The sequence below is a fragment of the Streptomyces sp. NPDC059785 genome, assembly GCF_042732375.1.
GTDB lineage: Bacteria > Actinomycetota > Actinomycetes > Streptomycetales > Streptomycetaceae > Streptomyces.
Window position 1 is genome coordinate 1 of record NZ_JBHWHV010000022.1, and the last position, 18,639, is coordinate 18,639.

At 74.1% G+C, this 18,639-nt stretch carries 18 protein-coding genes and 1 pseudogene; 10 read left to right on the forward strand and 9 right to left on the reverse strand.

Annotated elements, in window-relative coordinates; genetic code table 11:
• Nucleotides 1-216: 216 nt before the first annotated feature.
• Nucleotides 217-783: a TetR family transcriptional regulator gene (locus ACFV6E_RS18255; protein ID WP_385462750.1), complete on the reverse strand. Its 567-nt coding sequence runs from the start codon at nucleotides 781-783 to the stop codon at nucleotides 217-219.
• Nucleotides 784-868: 85 nt separating this feature from the next.
• On the opposite strand from ACFV6E_RS18255, the gene ACFV6E_RS18260 reads away from it, so the two are divergent.
• The 5 genes from ACFV6E_RS18260 (at nucleotide 869) to ACFV6E_RS18280 (ending at nucleotide 5,395) form a co-directional block, all read left to right on the forward strand.
• Nucleotides 869-1,801 carry an NADP-dependent oxidoreductase gene (locus ACFV6E_RS18260; RefSeq protein ID WP_385462753.1) on the forward strand — a complete coding sequence of 311 codons (933 nt, stop codon included), beginning with the start codon at nucleotides 869-871 and terminating at the stop codon, nucleotides 1,799-1,801.
• Nucleotides 1,802-1,838: 37 nt separating this feature from the next.
• On the forward strand, nucleotides 1,839-2,909 hold the full coding sequence (locus ACFV6E_RS18265) for a saccharopine dehydrogenase NADP-binding domain-containing protein (protein ID WP_385462756.1): 1,071 nt from the start codon (nucleotides 1,839-1,841) through the stop codon (nucleotides 2,907-2,909).
• Between the two features lie 372 nt (nucleotides 2,910-3,281).
• A complete protein-coding gene (gene dhaK, locus ACFV6E_RS18270) occupies nucleotides 3,282-4,274 on the forward strand; it encodes a dihydroxyacetone kinase subunit DhaK (protein ID WP_385177624.1) in 993 nt (330 codons plus the stop codon).
• A 58-nt stretch (nucleotides 4,275-4,332) separates the two neighbouring features.
• Nucleotides 4,333-4,971, forward strand: coding sequence for a dihydroxyacetone kinase subunit DhaL (gene dhaL / locus ACFV6E_RS18275; protein ID WP_385177623.1), 639 nt, complete (start codon nucleotides 4,333-4,335; stop codon nucleotides 4,969-4,971).
• Complete coding sequence (locus ACFV6E_RS18280; RefSeq protein ID WP_385177621.1) at nucleotides 4,964-5,395, forward strand: PTS-dependent dihydroxyacetone kinase phosphotransferase subunit DhaM; 432 nt, start codon at nucleotides 4,964-4,966, stop codon at nucleotides 5,393-5,395. The genes dhaL and ACFV6E_RS18280 overlap by 8 nt, the downstream gene beginning before the upstream one ends.
• A gap of 72 nt (nucleotides 5,396-5,467) precedes the next feature.
• Here the strand turns inward: ACFV6E_RS18280 and ACFV6E_RS18285 are convergent, their stop codons facing one another.
• A complete protein-coding gene (locus ACFV6E_RS18285; protein ID WP_385177619.1) occupies nucleotides 5,468-6,193 on the reverse strand; it encodes a glycoside hydrolase family 75 protein in 726 nt (241 codons plus the stop codon).
• A gap of 407 nt (nucleotides 6,194-6,600) precedes the next feature.
• Here ACFV6E_RS18285 and ACFV6E_RS18290 point away from each other — a divergent pair, with 407 nt between their 5' ends.
• Nucleotides 6,601-7,617, forward strand: coding sequence for a fibronectin type III domain-containing protein (locus tag ACFV6E_RS18290; RefSeq protein ID WP_385174928.1), 1,017 nt, complete (start codon nucleotides 6,601-6,603; stop codon nucleotides 7,615-7,617).
• Nucleotides 7,618-7,817: 200 nt separating this feature from the next.
• Entirely contained in the window at nucleotides 7,818-8,348 is a 531-nt protein-coding gene (locus ACFV6E_RS18295) for a hypothetical protein (protein WP_385174926.1), read from the forward strand.
• Nucleotides 8,349-8,407: 59 nt separating this feature from the next.
• Here the strand turns inward: ACFV6E_RS18295 and ACFV6E_RS18300 are convergent, their stop codons facing one another.
• The 3 genes from ACFV6E_RS18300 to ACFV6E_RS18310 form a co-directional block, all read right to left on the reverse strand.
• Nucleotides 8,408-8,962 carry a PadR family transcriptional regulator gene (locus tag ACFV6E_RS18300; RefSeq protein WP_385174923.1) on the reverse strand — a complete coding sequence of 185 codons (555 nt, stop codon included), beginning with the start codon at nucleotides 8,960-8,962 and terminating at the stop codon, nucleotides 8,408-8,410.
• 67 nt (nucleotides 8,963-9,029) lie between these two features.
• On the reverse strand, nucleotides 9,030-11,045 hold the full coding sequence (locus ACFV6E_RS18305; protein WP_385174920.1) for an FAD-dependent oxidoreductase: 2,016 nt from the start codon (nucleotides 11,043-11,045) through the stop codon (nucleotides 9,030-9,032).
• A 165-nt stretch (nucleotides 11,046-11,210) separates the two neighbouring features.
• Nucleotides 11,211-12,047, reverse strand: coding sequence for a putative protein N(5)-glutamine methyltransferase (locus ACFV6E_RS18310; protein ID WP_385174917.1), 837 nt, complete (start codon nucleotides 12,045-12,047; stop codon nucleotides 11,211-11,213).
• Nucleotides 12,048-12,345: 298 nt separating this feature from the next.
• Between ACFV6E_RS18310 and ACFV6E_RS18315 the strand changes: the two genes are divergently transcribed.
• Nucleotides 12,346-12,879 carry a MarR family winged helix-turn-helix transcriptional regulator gene (locus tag ACFV6E_RS18315; RefSeq protein WP_385174915.1) on the forward strand — a complete coding sequence of 178 codons (534 nt, stop codon included), beginning with the start codon at nucleotides 12,346-12,348 and terminating at the stop codon, nucleotides 12,877-12,879.
• Here the strand turns inward: ACFV6E_RS18315 and ACFV6E_RS18320 are convergent.
• From ACFV6E_RS18320 to ACFV6E_RS18330, 3 genes are all read right to left on the reverse strand, one after another.
• A complete protein-coding gene (locus tag ACFV6E_RS18320) occupies nucleotides 12,857-13,564 on the reverse strand; it encodes a GNAT family N-acetyltransferase (protein ID WP_385174931.1) in 708 nt (235 codons plus the stop codon). The genes ACFV6E_RS18315 and ACFV6E_RS18320 overlap by 23 nt on opposite strands.
• A gap of 551 nt (nucleotides 13,565-14,115) precedes the next feature.
• The gene (locus tag ACFV6E_RS18325; RefSeq protein WP_385462759.1) at nucleotides 14,116-15,036 is read right to left on the reverse strand and encodes an NADP-dependent oxidoreductase; all 921 of its coding nucleotides are present in this window, start codon (nucleotides 15,034-15,036) and stop codon (nucleotides 14,116-14,118) included.
• Nucleotides 15,037-15,176: 140 nt separating this feature from the next.
• Nucleotides 15,177-16,079, reverse strand: coding sequence for a universal stress protein (locus tag ACFV6E_RS18330; protein ID WP_385174909.1), 903 nt, complete (start codon nucleotides 16,077-16,079; stop codon nucleotides 15,177-15,179).
• Between the two features lie 465 nt (nucleotides 16,080-16,544).
• Between ACFV6E_RS18330 and ACFV6E_RS18335 the strand changes: the two are divergent.
• Nucleotides 16,545-16,705: pseudogene (locus ACFV6E_RS18335) on the forward strand (amino acid ABC transporter substrate-binding protein); the annotation flags it as partial.
• Nucleotides 16,706-16,822: 117 nt separating this feature from the next.
• Nucleotides 16,823-17,788, forward strand: a complete 966-nt coding sequence (locus tag ACFV6E_RS18340) for an acetylxylan esterase (RefSeq protein ID WP_385174906.1) — start codon at nucleotides 16,823-16,825, stop codon at nucleotides 17,786-17,788.
• An 84-nt stretch (nucleotides 17,789-17,872) separates the two neighbouring features.
• Here ACFV6E_RS18340 and ACFV6E_RS18345 read toward each other — a convergent pair.
• On the reverse strand, nucleotides 17,873-18,639 hold a 767-nt coding region (locus ACFV6E_RS18345; RefSeq protein ID WP_385462762.1), incomplete at its 5' end, for an MEDS domain-containing protein.

Sequence of the window (18,639 nt, forward strand, 5' to 3'; positions counted from 1 at the left end):
GCAGGGCGCCGGAAGCGTCGGCGCCCTGCCGTGCCGTCATGCCGGCGGCTCCAGGCGGCCGTCGACGCGGCGCGGCACCGTGACCTCATAGTGGTGCAGCGTGCGGACGCTCACGCCGGACGGCTCGGCCACACGACCCACAGTCCAGTGATCTTCCTTGGCACCGACTGTGCGGCCTGACGTCACGTGCGGGTCAAGCGTCACCAGGCGCGTCGTTCAGCCGGCGTCCGTCAGGGTCCGCAGTCGGGTCAGGGTGTCGCGGACGACGTCGCGCAGGTCGTGATCGTCGGTGGCGGTGACCCAGCGCGAGAAGGCGACGCGGAACACGGCGATGCTGGTCTCGGCGGCCAGGCCGGCCTCGACGTCGCCGGTGCCTCGCTGTCGCAGCCTGTCGGCCAGGGCGGCCGACAGTGTTGCGAGCTTGATCAGCTCTCGCTCACGGAGATCGGCGTTGGCCATGATCACCGTCTGCCGCTTCCGCGCGAGCTCACGGCTGCCGCCCACCATCTCGGCCACGGCGTCGAGCACGGCCGCCACGGCGTCCAGCGCCGACGCCGTGACCGGTACCGCGTCGAGGGCGGCCAGCGACTTCTCCTCCAGGTCCGACGTGCCGTCGAAGAGCACCTCACGTTTGTCGGCGAAGTACCGGAAGAAGGTCCGGGCGGTGACTCCGGCCCGTTCGGCTATGTCGGCCACCATCGTCTGCTCGAAGCCGCGCTCCATGTACAGCGACAGCGCCGCCTCGCGCAACCGGTCACCAGCTCCAGGCTCCCACCGTCCCATGCGGCGAGTATAGGTGATGTCATCGAGTGACATCAGAGTGCTAGGGTGATGTCATCTGATGACATCACTGCCCTTGGAGGCAACCATGCAGCGCATCCAGTACCACCAGTACGGCGGCCCCGAGGTCATGCGGCTGGAGGAGTTCGAGCCGGCGCGGCCCGGAGCCGGTGAGGTTCTGGTCCGGGTGCGGGCGGCGGCGGCCAACCCGATGGACTGGGGCATCCGCGGCGGCGCCATGAAGATGGTGACCGGGCGGCGCTTCCCGCGCGGGCTCGGCTACGACTTCGCGGGCGTCGTCGAGGCGATCGGCAGGGACGTCACCCGGCTCCGCGTCGGCGACGAGGTGCTCGGCGGAGCATCGATCAAGGCGTCGGGGGCCTTCGGCGAGATGGTCGTCGCCGAGGAGAAGGGCGTCGTGAAGAAGCCGTCGAACCTCTCCTACGAAGAGGCCGCCGCCCTCCCGACCGTGGGACTCACCGCCTTCCAGGCCGTGACCAAGAAGGGGAAGCTGCGCCCCGGGCAGACCGTCTTCGTCCACGGGTGCCTGGGCGGAGTCGGCCGCGCCGCCGCTCAGATCGCCCTGGCCCGCGGCGCCTCGGTAGGGGGCAGCTGCCGCGCCACCGCCGCGCAGGACGCGCGCGACCTCGGTATCGATCCGATCGTCGAGTTCGACTTCGACCCGACGCCGCTCAGCGGACTGTTCGACCTCGTCATCGACACCGCCGACACGCTCAAGGGCAAGGACGCGCAGAGGTTGCTGAAGCCCGGCGGGCGCGTCGTCGGCATTCACCCCACCCCCGCGCGGTTCGCGCGAGCCGCTCTGCCGGGCCCCTTCCAGGTCCTGGTGACCCAGCCGGTCACCAAGGACATCGAGGAGGTCGCACGCGCCGCCGGAGAAGGCACGCTCCGGGTGCCGATCGCCCGCACCGTGCCGCTCACGGAGGCCATCGCGGCACTCACCGAACTCGAACGGGACGGCACGCCCAAGGGCGGCAAGCTCGTCATCACGACCGCGTGACCACCGGCTTCACCACCCCACCGCAGGAGCTCTTCACATGAATGCGCAGACCTGGGTGCTCGGCGGCACGGGCCGCAGCGGCCGCGCCATCGCGGCGGAACTCACGCGGCGCGGGCTGTCCGCCGTCCTCGTCGGCCGGGACACCGACCGGCTGCGCGCCGCGGCGCAGCGGACCGGCGGCGAGACGCTACTGGCCCCTTCGCTCGACGTCGCCGCCGCGGAGATCCGGCGGCGACGCCCCGGCGTGGTCGTCAACACGGTCGGGCCGTTCACCACCACGGCTCCCGCCGTCATCGACGCCTGCCGCGCCGCCGGCAGCCACTACATCGACCTGGCGAACGACGTCGAGGCGCTCTCCGCCGTGTCAGAGCGGCACGACGCGGCGGCCGAGGCCGGTCATACGCTCGTCACCGGCGCCGGGTTCGGCGTGACCGCCACCGAGAGCGTCGTCGTGAAGCTGTGCGCGGGCCTTCCCCCGGCGCTCCGGGTCCGGACCGACATGGTGCCCTCGATCTCGATGGAGGAGGGCACCGCCGGAGAAGCCCTGATCGGCACCCTCCTGGGCGGCCTGCGGGGCCGTCGGATCACCGACGGCCGCCTGGCGCCCGCCCGGATCGGCGCCGACGCGCAGCGGCTCACCCTGCCGGACGGCTCGGAGGTGACCACGGCGGGCATGCCGCTCGGCGAACTTCTCGCCGCTCAACGGGCGAGCGGCGCGCGCTTCGTGCTCTCGGCGTCCAGCGAAGCGCCGTCCTCGCCGTTGATGCGTGCGGTGATACCGGCGGTGAGCACACTCATGCGGAGCGAGCGGCTGCGCTCGTTCACCACGCGCCGTCTCGCGCGGGTGCGTGTCGAGGCGCGGGAGCGGCCCCGCGAGCACTCCTGGGGTCATGCCGTGGTGACCTGGGCGGACGGTGAGATCCGGGAGGGCTGGCTGCGAGTGGGCGACGCTCAGCGGTACACCGGAGCGGTGCCCGCGGAGGTCGCCCGCCGGCTGCTGGCCGGTGAGGGGCGGCCGGGCGCGTACACCCCGGCCGCCCTCTTCGGCGCCACCCTGGCGGAGGCGTGCGGCGGCGAGTACCTGCTCACTCGGCCCGGCCGACGGTGACCACGGCCGGCAGCACCCGCCGATGCGCTCGCCCGCCGTTCCGCTTCCGCGATCCGCGATCCGCGATCCGCGATCCGCGATCCGCGCTCCGCGCCGGGAACGTATCCGCTGCGGCCGGATTCCAGGAACAGCGCGATGGCGGCGACGGGGCCGGACACCCCGGCCGCGATCGTCGACGTGGTGGTCCTCCCGGCCGGACTCCGAGCGGAGCCCGCTCCCCCGTCGCAGTCGGCGGGGTGGTGCCGAGTACGTCGGCGCCCCCTCCTCCGTCCGCACGCGTGACCTCCGCCGGTGCAAGGTCAATACTGCGGAGACAGCACCGCGACCAGAACCCGGCCGGTCGCCCAGCTCTCAGCTCACCAGGAGGTACCCATGAGGATGCTCATCAACGTGGCGGAGACGGTGGTCGCTGACGCGCTGCGGGGGATGGCCGCCGCGCATCCGGAGCTGACGGTCGACGTCGAGAACCGGGTGATCGTCAGGCGGGACGCCCCCGTGGCCGGGAAGGTGGCCCTCGTTTCGGGCGGTGGCTCCGGGCACGAGCCGCTGCACGGCGGGTTCGTGGGTCCCGGGATGCTGTCGGCCGCCTGTCCGGGTGAGGTCTTCACCTCTCCGGTGCCGGACCAGATGGTGCGGGCCGCGGCGGCCGTGGACAGCGGAGCCGGCGTCCTCTTCATCGTGAAGAACTACACCGGTGACGTGCTCAACTTCGACATGGCGGCGGAGCTCGCCGAGGACGAGGGCATCCAGGTCGCCAAGGTCCTCGTGAACGACGACGTGGCCGTCACCGACAGTCTGTACACGGCGGGCCGGCGCGGCACCGGCGCGACCCTGTTCGTGGAGAAGATCGCCGGAGCCGCCGCCGACGAGGGTGCGCCGCTGGAGCGGGTCGAGGCGCTGGCGCGGCAGGTCAACGAGAGTTCCCGCAGCTTCGGCGTCGCGCTCGGCGCGTGCACCACGCCCGCCAAGGGCAGCCCCACCTTCGACCTGCCGGCCGGAGAGCTGGAGCTGGGCGTCGGCATCCACGGCGAACCGGGCCGCGAACGGCGTCCGATGATGACCTCGCGCGAGATCGCCGACTTCTCGGTGAACGCCGTCCTGGAGGACCTGAACCCGCGCAACCCGGTCCTGGTCCTGGTCAACGGCGCGGGGGCGACACCGCTGCTCGAGCTGTACGGCTTCAACGCGGAGGTGCAGCGCGTCCTCACCGAGCGCGGGGTCGCCGTCGCCCGCACCCTCGTCGGCAACTACGTCACGTCCCTGGACATGGCCGGCGCCTCGGTGACGCTGTGCCAGGTGGACGAGGAACTGCTGCGCCTGTGGGACGCGCCGGTGCGGACCCCGGGGCTGCGCTGGGGCATGTGAGCCACGGCCGCCCACACCGGGCCGACAGGCCAACGTACGCGATACGCAAGGAGATCCAGTGCTCGACGCCGACTTCTTCCGCCGCTGGCTCACGGCCACCGCCGCCCTGGTGGACCGCGAGGCCGAACGGCTCACCGCGCTCGACTCGCCGATCGGTGACGCCGACCACGGCAGCAATCTCCAGCGCGGGTTCACCGCCGTGGTGGCCACGCTGGACAAGGAGGCCCCGGACACGCCCGGCACCGTGCTCACCCTGGCCGGGCGGCAGCTCATCTCCACGGTGGGCGGCGCGTCGGGACCGCTGTACGGGACGCTGCTGCGGCGTACGGGCAAGGCGCTCGGGGACGCGGCCGAGGTCACCGAGGAGCAGTTCACCGACGCGCTGCACACCGGTGTCGGGGCCGTGATGACCCTCGGCGGGGCCGCGCCAGGCGACAAGACCATGATCGACGCGCTGCTGCCCGCGGTGGAGGCGCTGCGCCACTCCTTCCACGCGGCCGGGGCCGCCGCCGAGGAGGGCGCCGCCGCGACCACCCCCCTCCAGGCCCGCAAGGGCCGGGCGAGTTACCTGGGTGAGCGCAGCATCGGGCACCAGGATCCCGGCGCCACCTCGGCGGCGCTGCTGATCGGCGCGCTCGCCGAGGTCCACGACGAGCAGGAGGAGCACCAAGAGCACGAGGAGGCGGGCGGTGAGTGATGCCGCGGACGAGACGACGAGCGGCCGGCACGTCGGCATCGTGCTCGTCTCGCACAGTGCGGCCGTCGCCGCCTCCGTCGCCGAACTGGCCGTGGGGCTCGCGGGCGGTGGCGTCACCGCGCCCGTGGCGGCCGCCGGCGGTACCCCGGACGGCGGTCTCGGCACGAGCGCGGAGCTGATCTCCGCGGCGGCGGCCTCCGTCGACCGGGGCGCGGGCGTCGCCGTCCTCACCGACCTCGGCAGCGCGGTCCTCACCGTGAAGACGCTGCTCGCCGAGGGCGACGAACTGCCGGAGAACACCCGGCTGGTCGACGCCCCCTTCGTGGAGGGCGCGGTCGCCGCGCTCGTCACGGCGTCCACGGGCGCCGACCTCTCGGCCGTCGCGGCGGCGGCAGCGGAGGCGTACTCCTACCGCAAGGAGTGACGTCCGGGAGTCACTCCCGGGTACGCGCGCGTGAGCCCCTGTCCGTCCGGCGGGGGCTCACCTGCCCGGCCGTCAGCTCGCGCGGTTCTCCCGGACGAACTTCCGCGCCAGCGCCTCGCCCCGTACCGCCGCCGCCCGGTGGTCCTCGATGGGTGACACCCCCGAGTTCTCGAACACGATGTACGTCACCCCCGAGTCGGTGCCGCCGCCGTGCGGGTCGGTGCGGATGCCGAGGCCGCGGGCGGTGGCGTAGGACGCCTCGCCGATGATCTCGCCGGGGCCGACGTCGCCGACGACCGCGTACTGGACCCGGTCGCCGTACACGACGGCGGCCAGGGAACCGCCCTGGATCCCGTGGGCGCGGTGGTCCCAGACCGGGCCGGGGGCCGGGACCACGATGTACGGGAGGGTCTCGGCGCTCAGGTAGCGGCCGTCGGACTGCTGGAACGCCGTCATGGACGAGAACAGCGAGTCGGTGCGGGCGTTGCAGTAGGGGCCCGGTCTGCCGTCGCAGTCGATGTCCATGTCCGCCTTCCAGAAGACGGCGCCCTTCCCGCCGCACACCGGGATGTCGGCGACGGTGCCTTCGTCGCTGCGGTAACGGCCCTCGGAGACGGGGGCGCAGCCGCGTACCGCGGCCAGCAGGTCGCCGGCCCGGACACCTCCCTCGCGGGCGGCGGCGCGCTGGTGCACCGGTTCGGGGCCGTGGGCGGCGACGGGGACTGTGGGGGCCGGCAGGGTGACGGGCGAGAGCAGGGCGGCGCCTGCCGCGGCCAGCGTCAGCGACTGGACACGCACATCGGAGGCCTCTCGTGGACGACACGGACGATCACACTCACCCCAAGGTGGTGCGGTGCCCGGGTCACGGCCACCGGTGAGGTCCGGACGGCGCACGCCCGGCGGCTGCCGCCGGTACTCGGTCAGCGGGGGCCGCCCGGCGGGGTGGGCCGGCGGAGCGGGGCCGGAACCTGCCCGGTTCCGCCCGCTCCGCCGGCCGCGTCGGCACGGAGTAGCGACGACAGCGGTCCGCGCCGCCGGGACATGAACTCCCGCCCGCAAGAGGTCAGTTCACGCCGCGTCGGGTTCAGCATACGTACCCGGCGGCCGACCCGTCGAACGGCACCCGACCCCGTCCGCCCTCTTGATGTGACCGCGTCACCCATGGCATATAGGTACAGACCAATCCCGGCGAGGGAGGGCAGCCCGTGCGACGCACCCCCATTGCGGTGACCTCCGGCAGAGCGGTCGCTTCCGGATCGCTGCTCCTGCCGCTCCTCCTGTCGCTGTGCCTGCTGACATCCTGCGGCTGGGGCGGCCAGGGCGACGACAGCGGCGGCCGGCTCCCGTCGGCCCCCGTGGGCGTCACCGCCGCCGCGGGCAGCTCGACCAGCGTGCACGTCATGTGGAACCGGGGCCCGGAGGCCGCTGACTACGACGTGTACGAGGTGTACCGGGGCGACACGAAAGTCAAGGAAGTACCGGCCGACGAACACATGGTGGACGTCACCAGGCTGAAGCCGTCCACCCCGTACGTCTTCACGGTGCGGGCGCGCGACCAGGACGGGGACGTGGGGCCGCCCAGCGCTCAGGTGCGGGCCACCACCCCTGCCGCGGCCGCCGCCGACCGCCGCGCCCCGGCCCGGCCCGGACGACCGCACGGCAGAGCGGCAGGCAGCCGGGCCGTGCAGCTCTCCTGGACCGCGGCGACCGACGACAGGGCCGTCACCTCGTACGACATCTACCAGGGCGGCTCCAGGATCCACAGTGTCGGCGGCGGGCAGACGGCGGCCGTGGTCACGGGGCTCAGGCCCGGCACCCGGTACGCCTTCACCGTGCGGGCGCGCGACGCGGCCGACAACGTCTCCCCCGCGAGCGACACCGTGCGGCTGACCACGGCGGCGGGCTCGGCTCAGACCCCCGCGACGGCGCCGACCCGCTTCCGCGTGACGACGCACCGCGCCGACGGCGCCCACTACCTGGACCTGTCCTGGCTGCCGCCCGAGACGGACGGCGTCGTCACGGAGTACCAGATCCACCTGGACGGCCACCCGGTGACCTCGCTGGTGTGGGGCGACACCCCACCGGACGGCACGGCGGCCTACAGCTTCTACGTGGGACGCGAGTCCGGGGTCACCTACCGGGTGCGGATCCGGCCACGGCTGCCGGACGGTACGTGGGGCGGATTCTCGGCGGAGCGGACGGTGACGACGGCCCAGGAGTGACACCCGGCCGGGCGGGCCCGGGACCCGCAGGTCCTGCGCCTAACGAAGGAAAACGAGGGGTCGCGTCACCTGCCCGGTCCCCGTCCGCATGCGGTGACGGCGCGCGCCGCGTTGGCTTCCCCTGAGGCAGCACGGCCGCTCCCCGATCCCCGGCGGCGCAAGGGATGTTCCGCCAACCGTGCCGCCGGAGGGCACTTCCTATGCGCACTTCCCAGATATTCCTCCGCTCCGGCCTGACCGCGGTCGCCGCCGCCGCGCTTCCGCTCACCCTGGCCGCCGGACCGGCCGCCGCGGGGGGTTCGGGCATCTCGGTGAGCACGAGCGGCTCCACCGTGCGGGCCACCACGAGCGCCTGCCCCGGCACCAGTGGCAGTTACGGCAACGCCTCGCTGCTCTCCAGCGGCCAGTCGAGCTTCGCGCAGGGGCGGCAGGTGTCGCTGACCGGGACGAGCGGCGCCCAGTCCGCGAGCTGGTCGGGCGTCGCCTCCGGCACGTACACCGTGATCGTCGTCTGCCAGAACGGGACGACGGCGGGCACCCAGTCCATCGTCGTCTCGGCGCCCACCATCTCCGCGACGGCCTCGCCCTCGCGCGGTGTCATGGGCGGTATCGGCGGCGCCAGCAAGGACTACGGCACGCTCACGCTGCTGGGCGGCGGCGCGCTGGTGTCCGCGGGCACCGTCGCCGCGGCCTGGTACCTGCGCCGCCGGGCCCGGCCGCACCGGCTCTGACCGGCGGTCCCCCGCGTCGCCACAAGAGGGAGGCCGTCCGCCGGCCGGGCGGCCTCCCGTCAGTGTGCCGCCGGCCCCTCCCCGAGGTGCCGGAGCTCCTCCAGCGCATGCGTCAGCCACCGCGTCCAGAAGGTCTCCAGGTCGATGCCGGCCCGCAGCACCAGGTGCTGGAGGCGGTCCTGCGCGGTGTCCTTGCCGGGCGGGAAGTCCCGCTCCTGGATCTCCTCGTACTCGGCCAACTGCCGCTGGTGCAGAGCGAGATGGCGGCGCAGATCGGCTTCGATCCCGTCGGTGCCGACCACCGCGGCGGCGCGCAGACGCAGCAGCGTCACGTCCCGCAGGGGCTTGGGGTCCTGGGGCGCGGCGGTCCAGCGGGCCAGTTCGGCGCGGCCGGCGGGCAGTACCTCGTAGCTCTTCTTCTGGCCGCGTGCCGGCTGCTCGGCGGGCAGGGCGCGGATATGTCCGCCCGCCTCCAGTTTCCCCAGCTCGCGGTAGATCTGCTGGTGCGTCGCCGACCAGAAGTAGCCGATGGACTTGTCGAACCGCCGGGTCAGCTCCAGGCCGGACGACGGCTTCTCCAGCAGGGCGGTGAGGATCGCGTGCGGCAGTGACATGCGGTCAATCCTAGGGAGGGCCGGGGAGGCGGCGGGCGGGCCCGGCGGCCCGCCCCCGGTCACCGGTCTACAGCGCCGCCGCGAGCTCGGTGCCCTGCTTGACGGCGCGCTTGGCGTCCAGTTCGGCGGCGACGTCGGCGCCGCCGATGAGGTGCGCATCGCGGCCCGCGGCGCGCAGCTCCTCGTACAGGTCGCGGCGCGGCTCCTGTCCGGTGCAGAGCACGATGGTGTCGACCTCCAGGACCTGGCTGCGGCCGTCGACGGTGAGGTGCAGCCCGGCGTCGTCGATCCGGTCGTAGCCGGCGCCGGGGACCATGGTGACGCCGCGGTGCTTGAGTTCGGCGCGGTGGATCCAGCCGGTGGTCCTGCCCAGCCCAGCGCCGACCTTGGACGGCTTGCGCTGGAGGAGGTGGACGGTGCGCGGCGGGACGGGCCGCTCGGGGGCGGCCAGGCCGCCGGGGGTCCGGTGGTCCATGTCGACGCCCCAGTGCCGGAAGTACGTCGCCGGGTCCTCGCTCGCCTTGTCGCCGCCGTCGGTCAGGTACGCGGCGACGTCGAAGCCGATGCCGCCGGCGCCGAGGACCGCGACCCGGTCGCCCACGGGTGCGCCGTCGCGCAGCACGTCGAGGTAGCCGACGACGCTGGGATGGTCGACGCCCGGGATGTCGGGGGTGCGGGGGCTGACGCCGGTGGCGATGACGATCTCGTCGTAGCCGGTGACGTCGGCGGCGGTGACCCGGGTGTTCAGCCGGAGCCGTACGCCGTGCTCGCCGAGCTGGGTGCGGAAGTAGCGGATCGTCTCGTCGAACTCCTGCTTGCCCGGCACCTTGCGGGCCACGTTGAGCTGGCCGCCGATCTCGCTCGCGGCGTCGTAGAGGGTGACCTCGTGGCCGCGCTCGGCGGCGTGCACGGCGCAGGCGAGTCCGGCCGGGCCCGCGCCGACGACGGCGACGCGCTTGCGCAGCCGGGTGGGGGCGAGGACGAGCTCCGTCTCGTGGCAGGCGCGCGGGTTGACCAGACAGGAGGTGATCTTCCCGCTGAAGGTGTGGTCGAGGCAGGCCTGGTTGCAGCCGATGCAGGTGTTGATGGTGTCGGGCCGTCCCGCCGCCGCCTTGGCGACGAAGTCGGGGTCGGCGAGCATCGGGCGCGCCATCGACACCATGTCGGCGTGTCCCTCGGCGAGCAACCGCTCGGCCAGTTCCGGGGTGTTGATGCGGTTGGTCGTCACCAGCGGGACGGCGACGGCGCCCATGAGTTTCCTGGTCACCCAGGTGTACGCGCCGCGCGGCACCGAGGTGGCGATGGTCGGGATGCGCGCCTCGTGCCAGCCGATGCCGGTGTTGATGATCGTCGCGCCGGCGGCCTCGACGGCCTGCGCCAGCGTGACGACCTCGTCGAAGGTCGATCCGCCGGGGACCAGGTCCAGCATGGACAGCCGGTAGATGACGATGAAGTCCTCCCCGACCGCCTCGCGCACCCGCCGCACGATCTCGACGGGGAAGCGCGTCCGGTTCTCGTAGGAGCCGCCCCAGCGGTCCTCGCGCCGGTTGGTCCCGGCCGCGATGAACTCGTTGATCAGGTACCCCTCGGAGCCCATGATCTCGACGCCGTCGTAGCCGGCCCGCCGGGCGAGCAGCGCGGTGCGCACGTAGTCGTCGACGGTCCGCTCGACCTCGGCGTCCGTGAGCGCGTGCGGCTCGTACGGGCTGATGGGCGCCTTCAGGGCGCTGGGCGCGACCAGGTCACGGTGGTAGGCGTACCGCCCGAAGTGCAGGATCTGCATCGCGATCCGGCCGCCCTCGCGGTGCACCGCCTCGGTGATCAGCTCGTGCCGCGCCGCCTCCGCCTCGGTGGTCAGCTTCGCCCCGCCCTCGTACGGCCGTCCCGCCTCGTTGGGCGCGATGCCGCCGGTGACGATGAGGCCGACGCCGCCGCGGGCCCGCGCCGCGTAGAACTCCGCCATGCGCTCGAAGCCGCGCCCGGCCTCCTCCAGACCCACGTGCATGGAGCCCATGAGGACGCGGTTGGGCAGGGTGGTGAAGCCCAGATCGAGCGGTGACAGCAGGTGCGGGTAGCGGCTCATCCGGTCCTCCGTGCGGGGTGTGGTGCGTCTGTTGTAGACGAGGAGCCGCGGGTTGTGCAACTAGTTGCACAATGGGGTGGGTCACGTCGCCGAGGGGGCCCGGCGGTGTGCCGGACCCCCTCGCTCGCGGTCGTACGACCTGGGACTACCGAGGGCCGCCAGGGGCTACGCGTCCGGCCGCGACGAGCCCCGCGGCGTGGGCAGCACGCCGGTCACGACGTTCGCGTACAGCTCGTCGGAGACGGACAGGGCGGTGTCGAGTCCGGCGCGGGCGAAGGCGTCGAGGGCCGCGGGCGCCTGGAGCTCGCTGGTCTCCACCAGCAGCAGACCGCCGGGGGCCAGCCACCGGGGCGCCTCCGCGGCGACCCGGCGCAGGACGTCGAGCCCGTCCGTCCCGCCGTCCAGCGCGACCAGCGGCTCGTGGTCGCGGGCCTCCGAGGGCAGCAGCCCGACCTCGCCGCTGGGCACGTACGGCACATTGGCGGCCAGTACGTCGACCCGGCCGCGCAGGTCCCCGGGCAGCGCCGCGAAGAGGTCGCCCTCGTGGACGTGACCGCCGAAGGCGGCGACATTGCGGCGGGCGCAGCGCACCGCGGCGGGGTCGATGTCGGCGGCGTGCAGTTCCACGCCGCCGAGCGCCGCGGCCAGCGCGGCGCCCACCGCGCCGGAACCGCAGCACAGGTCCACGACGACGGCCGCGTCCGGGGCGAGGGCGAGCGCCCGGTCCACGAGGAACTCGGTGCGCCGCCGGGGCACGAAGACGCCCGGTTCGACGGTGACGCGCAGACCGTGGAACTCCGCCCAGCCGACGACGTGTTCCAGCGGCAGGCCCGACACCCGCAGGGCGACCAACGCGGCGAGTTCGTCCGGGGTGCGGGCGGCGGACAGGATCAACTCCGCCTCGTCCTCGGCGAACACACAGCCCGCGGAGCGCAGTTCGGCGACGACGGAGGACAGGGAGGAGGCAGAGGTGACGGAGGGCCTGGATGAGGGGGAAGGCATGGGAGCCGAGGGCCTTTCGACGAGCCGAAGGGCGCTCCGGCGGTCACCTAGGAACGGTGAACCGCACAGCCTCGAGGCGAGAGCACCCGACCTGACACAGCGGTGATGGGGCTCACCTCCTCGCGACATGACCGGCCGGGTCCGTCCACGGCCGGGACGTCACCCTACAGGAGGGGTCGCCGGCGGCCGGTCCCCGGTGGCCGGGCGCCGTTCACCGGCCGTCACCGCCCGGCGGCCGGTGAACGGCGGTACGTCCCGAGTTGTACTGTGCAACCCGAAGCCGGAAGGAGTCGTTCCAGTGATGTCAGCCGAAGGGCCCGCCGAGACCGTCGTCCCTGATGACGCCCCTGCCGTCGTCCCCGCCCCGGAAGGGACGGCCGACGACGCGGACGCCGCCGTGGAGACGATCCAGCGCGAGATGACGGCCTTCGCCCGGCGCTCCCGGGCGGCGGCGGGCCGGATGCACCCCGAGCTGTCGCTCGTCTCGTACACCCTGCTCGGGCATCTGGAGGAGCGCGGCGGGTGCCGGGCCACGGATCTCGCCGCGCACTACGCGCTCGACAAGTCGACCGTGAGCCGGCAGGTGTCGGCGCTGGAGCGCGCCGGGCTCATCGGGCGGCGGCTCGATCCGGAGGACCACCGGGTGCAGGTGCTGGATCTGACGGAGGCGGGGCGGGCGATCCTCGCCCAGGTGACCGTGAGCCGCCGGGAGGCGTTCCGGGAGCGGCTCGACGGCTGGCCCGAGGAGGATCTGGCCCGGTTCGCCGGGTATCTGCTGCGGTACAACGCGGCGGCTGCCGAGCTCCCGGTCAGGAGCGTTCCGACGGGCTGAGGCGGCGGGCCTCGACATCGCCGGGGACCCGGGCCGCCATGAACCGGGTGGTGCGCCGCAGCCGGAAGCCGAGGGTCTCGTACAGCCGGACAGCGCCCGTGTTCCCGGCCCCGGTGTGCAGGAACGGGGTCTCCCCGCGGGCGCGTATGCCGTGCGCGACCGCCAGGACCAGCCGGGTGGCCAGCCCCTCGCCGCGGAACGCCGGGTCGGTGCAGACCGCGCTGATCTCGGTCCAGCCCGGCGGGTGCAGCCGCTCCCCCGCCATCGCCGCGAGGACGCCGTTCCGGCGGATCCCGAGGTACGTGCCGAGCTCGACGGTGCGCGGCAGGAACGGGCCCGGTCTGGTGCGCTCGACCAGGTCGAGCATCTCCGGTACGTCGGCGGGGCCGAGCCGTACGGCCTCGGTGTCCGGCGCGGCGGGGATCCCGGCATCGACGAACTGGACCCCCTCCAGGTCGAAGGTCACCTCCCAGCCCGCCGGGAGCCGGCCGTCGAAGCCTGCCAGGGACACCTCGCCGCCCGGTCCGACCAGCTCGGCCAGGTCCGCCCAGTCGGCGGGGCCGGGGTCGTCGGGCAGCGCCAGCCACGGCGACACGTCGACGGGGTAGCGCGCCACCCGGCCACGACGCTCGGCGAAGCGCGCGTGCGGGCCGGTGAGCGAGGAGAGGGCGGGGTTGTCGAGCACGTGGGCCGCGCCGGGGGCGACGAGTACGGGCGCTGCGCCGGGGGCGGAGGCGGTGAGTACGGGCGCTGCGCCAGGGGCGTCGGGTGCCTGCCCTTTCTCGGTGCCGTCGGGTACGGGCACTCTCTCGGCGCCGCCGAGCCCGAGCTGACCGGCGCCGTCGGGCACACGCTGCGTCCCGGAGTCGGCAGGCACACGCCGCTCCCCGGCGCCGTCGGACACCCGCTGCGACACGGCGCCGTCAGGTACACGCTGCTTTCCGGTGGCGGCGAGCGGCCGGCGCTTGGTGGCCGGTGTCGGGACGTGGAGGTCCGAGCGGCGCGGTTCGGTGGCCGGTGTCGGGACGTGGAAGTCCGAGCGGCGCGGTTCGGTGGCCGGTGTCGGGACGTGGAAGTCCGAGCAGCGCGGTTCGGTGGCCGGTGTCGGGACGTGGAAGTCCGAGCAGCGCGGTTCGGTGGCCGGTGTCGGGACGTGGAAGTCCGAGCAGCGCGGTTCGGTGGCCGGTGTCGGGACGTGGAAGTCCGAGCGGCGCGGTTCGCTGCTCGTGCCGGCGCTCACGCGGTCACCTCGATCACGATCTTGCCCTGCGCGTGGCCGTCCTCGACCGTGCGCAGCGCCTCGCCGGCGCGGTCCAGCGGGAAGGCGGCCGTGACGAACGGCCGGAGCGTGCCGTCGGTGACGAGCCGCGCGACCTCGTCCAGTACGGCGGCGGTCCTGGCCCGTGCGACGGGAGCGCCGCCCAGCCGTGCCACCGTCCCCCGGTCGGCACCGCTGATCAGCTTCGAGCGGTCGGTCAGCAGCCCGGCCGCGGTCTCCAGCGTCTCGCCGCCGACCAGGTCGAACACCGCGTCCACACCGTCCGGCGCGGCGGCCCGCACCCGGTCCGCCCAGTCAGGCCCCGACGGTACGTGCACCGCGCCGAGCGCCGCCACGAACTCCTTCTTGCCCTCGCTCGCCACGCCGACCACGCGCACCCCCTCGGCCAGGGCGATCTGCGCGGCAGCGACGCCGACGCCGCCGCCCGCACCGGTGATCAGCAGCGTCGCCCCGGCGGGCAGCGCGAGCTGGCGCACCCCGTCGTACGCGGTGGCCGCCGCGACGGGGAGGGCGGCGGCGTCCGTGAAGGACAGCCCGGCCGGCTTGTGCGCGGCCACCTCCACCGGCAGCAGCGTGTACTCGGCGTAACCGCCGGTCACCGGGTTGCCGAAGACCTCGTCGCCGACGGCGAAGCCGGTCACTCCGGCGCCCACTTCCTCGACGACCCCGGCGGCCTCGCTGCCGAACACCGCGGGGAAGTCCGGCTCGGACGCGCCCGGCCTGCGATAGCCGGTGCGCAGCTTCCAGTCGACCGGGTTCACGCCCGCCGCACGCACCGCGACCAGGAGCTGACCGGGTCCCGGTACCGGCCGGTCCGACTCGACGAGGGCCTCGGTCTCCGGGCCGCCGTACCGGGTGAACACGTACGCCTTGGGCATGGGGGCTCCCTCACTCTCCGTTTCCCGTCACCGGGGTGCCCGCGGGCGCGCGGGCATCGATGTCCCCGGTCCCTACGGCAAGGAAGATCACGAGCCCGCTATTCCCCGGGCCCCCGCATGTCCGTACGGCTGTGTGCGGCCTATGTGTGCGGCACCACGGCCACCGGGCACGTGGAGTGCTCGACGACCGAGCGCGCGGTCCGGCCCAGTCGCGGGGACCGTATGTGCCGGCCGACCACCAGCAGGCCCGCCCGGGTGGATGCGCGCAACAGATGCTGCACATGGTGCCCGGGCTGCCCGTCGATCACCTGCTCCGTGACGGTGACGTCCGGGAAGCCGCGCCGCCACGGCCGCAGGGCACGGGTGAACACCCGGCGCCCGCGCCCGTCGTCGTCCGGTCCGCCCGCCTCGCCGGGCCGCGGCGGCCGCCCGTGGAGGTGCATCACCCGCAGCGGCGCCGGGCGGGCGGCGGCCGTGCGGAAGGCGTACGCGAGGAGTTCGTCGGCCGGGCGGTCCAGGTCAAGCCCGACGACGACCGGCAGGTACGGCGACCGGGCGGACGGGCCGCCGTCCCGGGCGGGCACCCGCTCGTCCTCGGGTATCCCGCCCGCGCGCACGATGACGACCGGGCGGGCGGCGGCGGAGGCCACGGCGAGCGCGACCGAACCGACCAGGAAGCCCCTGAACCCCGTGGCACCGCGCGCACCGAGGACCAGGGTCTCCGTCTCCGGCCCGGCGGCCGAGAGCGCCTGCGCGGCGGGCTGTTCGGTGCGGCGGGCGATGATGTCGAGGGCCGGGTGGGTGTAGGCGAGCTGGATGGCGGCCCGGTCGAGAAGCGTCCTGGCGGGCAGGTCGACGTCCGGGACCGGGTACGGTACGGCGGGTTCGGTGCCCGCGTGCAGCAGCCGGAGCGGCAGCCGGCGGCGCTCGGCCTCGCGCGCGGCCCAGTCGGCGGCCTCCAGGCCGGCCCGTGAACCGTCGACGCCGGTGGTGATGGCGCGGGTACCGGTACCGCCCCTCGGAGAGGTGTGCTGAGAGCTCATCGCTCCTTGCCTTTTCGTGTGGGGGGCGCACACGGAGGCCGTCGGCCGTCGGTCCTCGACCGTCACTCCCCCGGTCGTCGCTCCTCGGCCGTCGCTCCCCGGCGCGCGATTGCGGACCGGGTTCCACGCGGGGCACGAATCAGTCGTACCAGCCGTATGGGACAGCGGTGTTCACGCCGGATCCGCCGCCGTCGGGGGCCGATGACGACCGACGGAAGCCGCCGTGCGCGCGGTGCCGGGGTAGGCGTCGTGGTCGCCGCCCTGAGAACGTACGCCCTGTTCAGCGGCCCGGAAGACCAGTCGCGGCCCTTCGGGGACCCGGGTTCTCGTGTCGGACCGCCGTTCCGCCCCACGGTCGGCACGACCGTCCCGCGCGCCGGTAGCGCGCCGGGGGCCGTGCGCTGGGGGGCGCCTCCCGGGGGTGCCCACCGGACGGGCCCACCACCGGCAGCCGGCAGGTGCGTCGCCGCGTCCTGGCCGCACATCGCGGTCGAGGGCACCCGCGGGCCGATCCGGTTCTCCCACGTGCCGGCGTCGACGTACGGCAGTGGGCCCGGCCGCCGGTGCAGGTCGCCGACCGGGACCCGGCGGCACCGGACCGCTTCCGCGTCCTGCACACCGGCTGATCACGTCAGCCGGCCGGGAGCGTGCCGCGGTCCGGCTGCCGGACGACGCTGGCGGCTGCCGGACGCCGCCCGTACGGTGTGATCACCCGCACCCCTTGACGCCGAAGGCGGTCCTTGATGCCCCAGTTCGACCTGTCGCTCGATGAACTCCGCGAGTACCGCAGCGCGTCCACCGAACCCGGTGACTTCGACTCCTTCTGGGCCAAGACCCTCCAGGAGGCACGGGAACACGACCTGGACGCCCGCTTCGCGCCGGTCGAGACCCACCTGCGCACGGTCGAGGTCTACGACGTGACCTTCGCCGGTTTCGGCGGGCACCCGATCAAGGGCTGGCTGACGCTGCCCGCCGGGACGACGGAGCCGCTGCCCACGGTCGTGGAGTACATCGGGTACGGCGGCGGGCGCGGCCTGCCGCACACCCATCTGCTGTGGGCCTCGGCGGGCTTCGCGCACTTCGTGATGGACACCCGGGGCCAGGGCAGCGGCTGGGGCGGCGGCGACACCCCCGACCCGGTGGGCAGCGCGCCCGCGTTCCCCGGCTACATGACCCGCGGCGTCGAGGACCCCGAGACGTACTACTACCGCCGGGTGTACACGGACGCGGTACGGGCCGTGGAGGCCGCCCGCTCGCACCCGCTGACCGACCCGGCGCGCACCGCCGTCCTCGGCGCCAGCCAGGGCGGCGGCATCACCATCGCGGTCGGCGGTCTGGTGCCCGACCTCGCGGCGGTGGCGCCGGACGTGCCCTTCCTGTGCGACTTCCCGCGCGCCACGACGCTGACGGACCGCAACCCCTACCGGGAGATCGGCAACTACCTCAAGACGCACCGCGGTCGCACCGAGCGGGTCATGCGCACGCTGTCGTACTTCGACGGGGTGCACTTCGCCGCGCGCGGCCGGGCGCCCGCCCTGTTCTCCGTGGGCCTGGAGGACCTGACCTGCCCGCCGTCGACGGTCTACGGGGCCTTCAACGTGTGGGGGCACGAGGACCGGACGATCGAGGTCTACGACTTCAACGACCACGAGGGCGGCGGCCCGTACCAGGAGCAGGCCAGGCTGCGCTGGCTCCCGTCCCGCCTGTGACCGGTGTGCCGCCGGGGTCCGGAACTCCCTGGACCCGGCGGCACCTTCCGGCGCTCCCGGACCGACGACGAAGGCCCGATGTCCTCAGATGCTGACCTTGTGCACGGGCACTGCGACGCGCGCTTCGCCGCGGTGCGGGCGGTCTTCGAGGACAACTTCCGCGCCCGCGAGGAGCTGGGCGCGGCAGTGACCGTCGTGCGCGGCGGCGGACCGGCGGACGGCCGCCGTCCCGCCGCGCAGGAACGGCACGTCGTCCGGTCCGTCGGGCAGCGCCCGCGGCACGACGCGGGCGCACTCGGCGTAGAAGGCGCCGGGGTCGGTGTACCGGACGCTGGCGGCGGGTGTGCCGCTGGCCCGGCCGAGTACGGGGTGGGTGCGGGCCGCGGCGAGCGCGAGGTCGTCGGACAGTGCCCGGGTGTCGTAGGGGCACAGGATCCAGTGCGGCGAGTCGGCGAAGGCGACGTTGACCAGGGACTCGTAGCGCATCCACTCGCCGGTCTCGAAGGCGGTGCGCCCGGACCAGACGGGTTCGCCGATCACCCGGACCCGGCGGGGGCGCCCGGCGGGGCCGGTGCCGTGGTCGCCGCAGTAGGCGTGGTAGCGGCCGAGGGTGCGCGGCGGCTGGTCGTACCATTCGTCGGCGTCGATGAGTTCCACGGCCTGGGCATGGTCGCCCAGCGCCTCGCCGAGGAGCCGCACGTTGTGCGGCGCGACGACGGCGAGGACGGGGTCGCCCGCGTCCAGGCCGTCGTGGACGAAGTCGAGGGTGCCGTCGAGGAACGCGGCGTCCGACCCGTAGCACAGCGCCTGGTGGACGAAGCCAAAGCGGGTCGCGCCGTCTCCGTGCCCGG

Coding starts and splice junctions, on each gene's coding strand:
- ACFV6E_RS18255 (WP_385462750.1), bottom strand. CDS start 783: ATGGGACGGTGGGAGCCTGGAGCTGGTGACCGGTTGCGCGAGGCGGCG.
- ACFV6E_RS18260 (WP_385462753.1), top strand. CDS start 869: ATGCAGCGCATCCAGTACCACCAGTACGGCGGCCCCGAGGTCATGCGG.
- ACFV6E_RS18265 (WP_385462756.1), top strand. CDS start 1,839: ATGAATGCGCAGACCTGGGTGCTCGGCGGCACGGGCCGCAGCGGCCGC.
- dhaK (WP_385177624.1), top strand. CDS start 3,282: ATGAGGATGCTCATCAACGTGGCGGAGACGGTGGTCGCTGACGCGCTG.
- ACFV6E_RS18295 (WP_385174926.1), top strand. CDS start 7,818: ATGCGCACTTCCCAGATATTCCTCCGCTCCGGCCTGACCGCGGTCGCC.
- ACFV6E_RS18300 (WP_385174923.1), bottom strand. CDS start 8,962: ATGTCACTGCCGCACGCGATCCTCACCGCCCTGCTGGAGAAGCCGTCG.
- ACFV6E_RS18305 (WP_385174920.1), bottom strand. CDS start 11,045: ATGAGCCGCTACCCGCACCTGCTGTCACCGCTCGATCTGGGCTTCACC.
- ACFV6E_RS18310 (WP_385174917.1), bottom strand. CDS start 12,047: ATGCCTTCCCCCTCATCCAGGCCCTCCGTCACCTCTGCCTCCTCCCTG.
- ACFV6E_RS18325 (WP_385462759.1), bottom strand. CDS start 15,036: ATGCCCAAGGCGTACGTGTTCACCCGGTACGGCGGCCCGGAGACCGAG.
- ACFV6E_RS18330 (WP_385174909.1), bottom strand. CDS start 16,079: ATGAGCTCTCAGCACACCTCTCCGAGGGGCGGTACCGGTACCCGCGCC.
- ACFV6E_RS18340 (WP_385174906.1), top strand. CDS start 16,823: ATGCCCCAGTTCGACCTGTCGCTCGATGAACTCCGCGAGTACCGCAGC.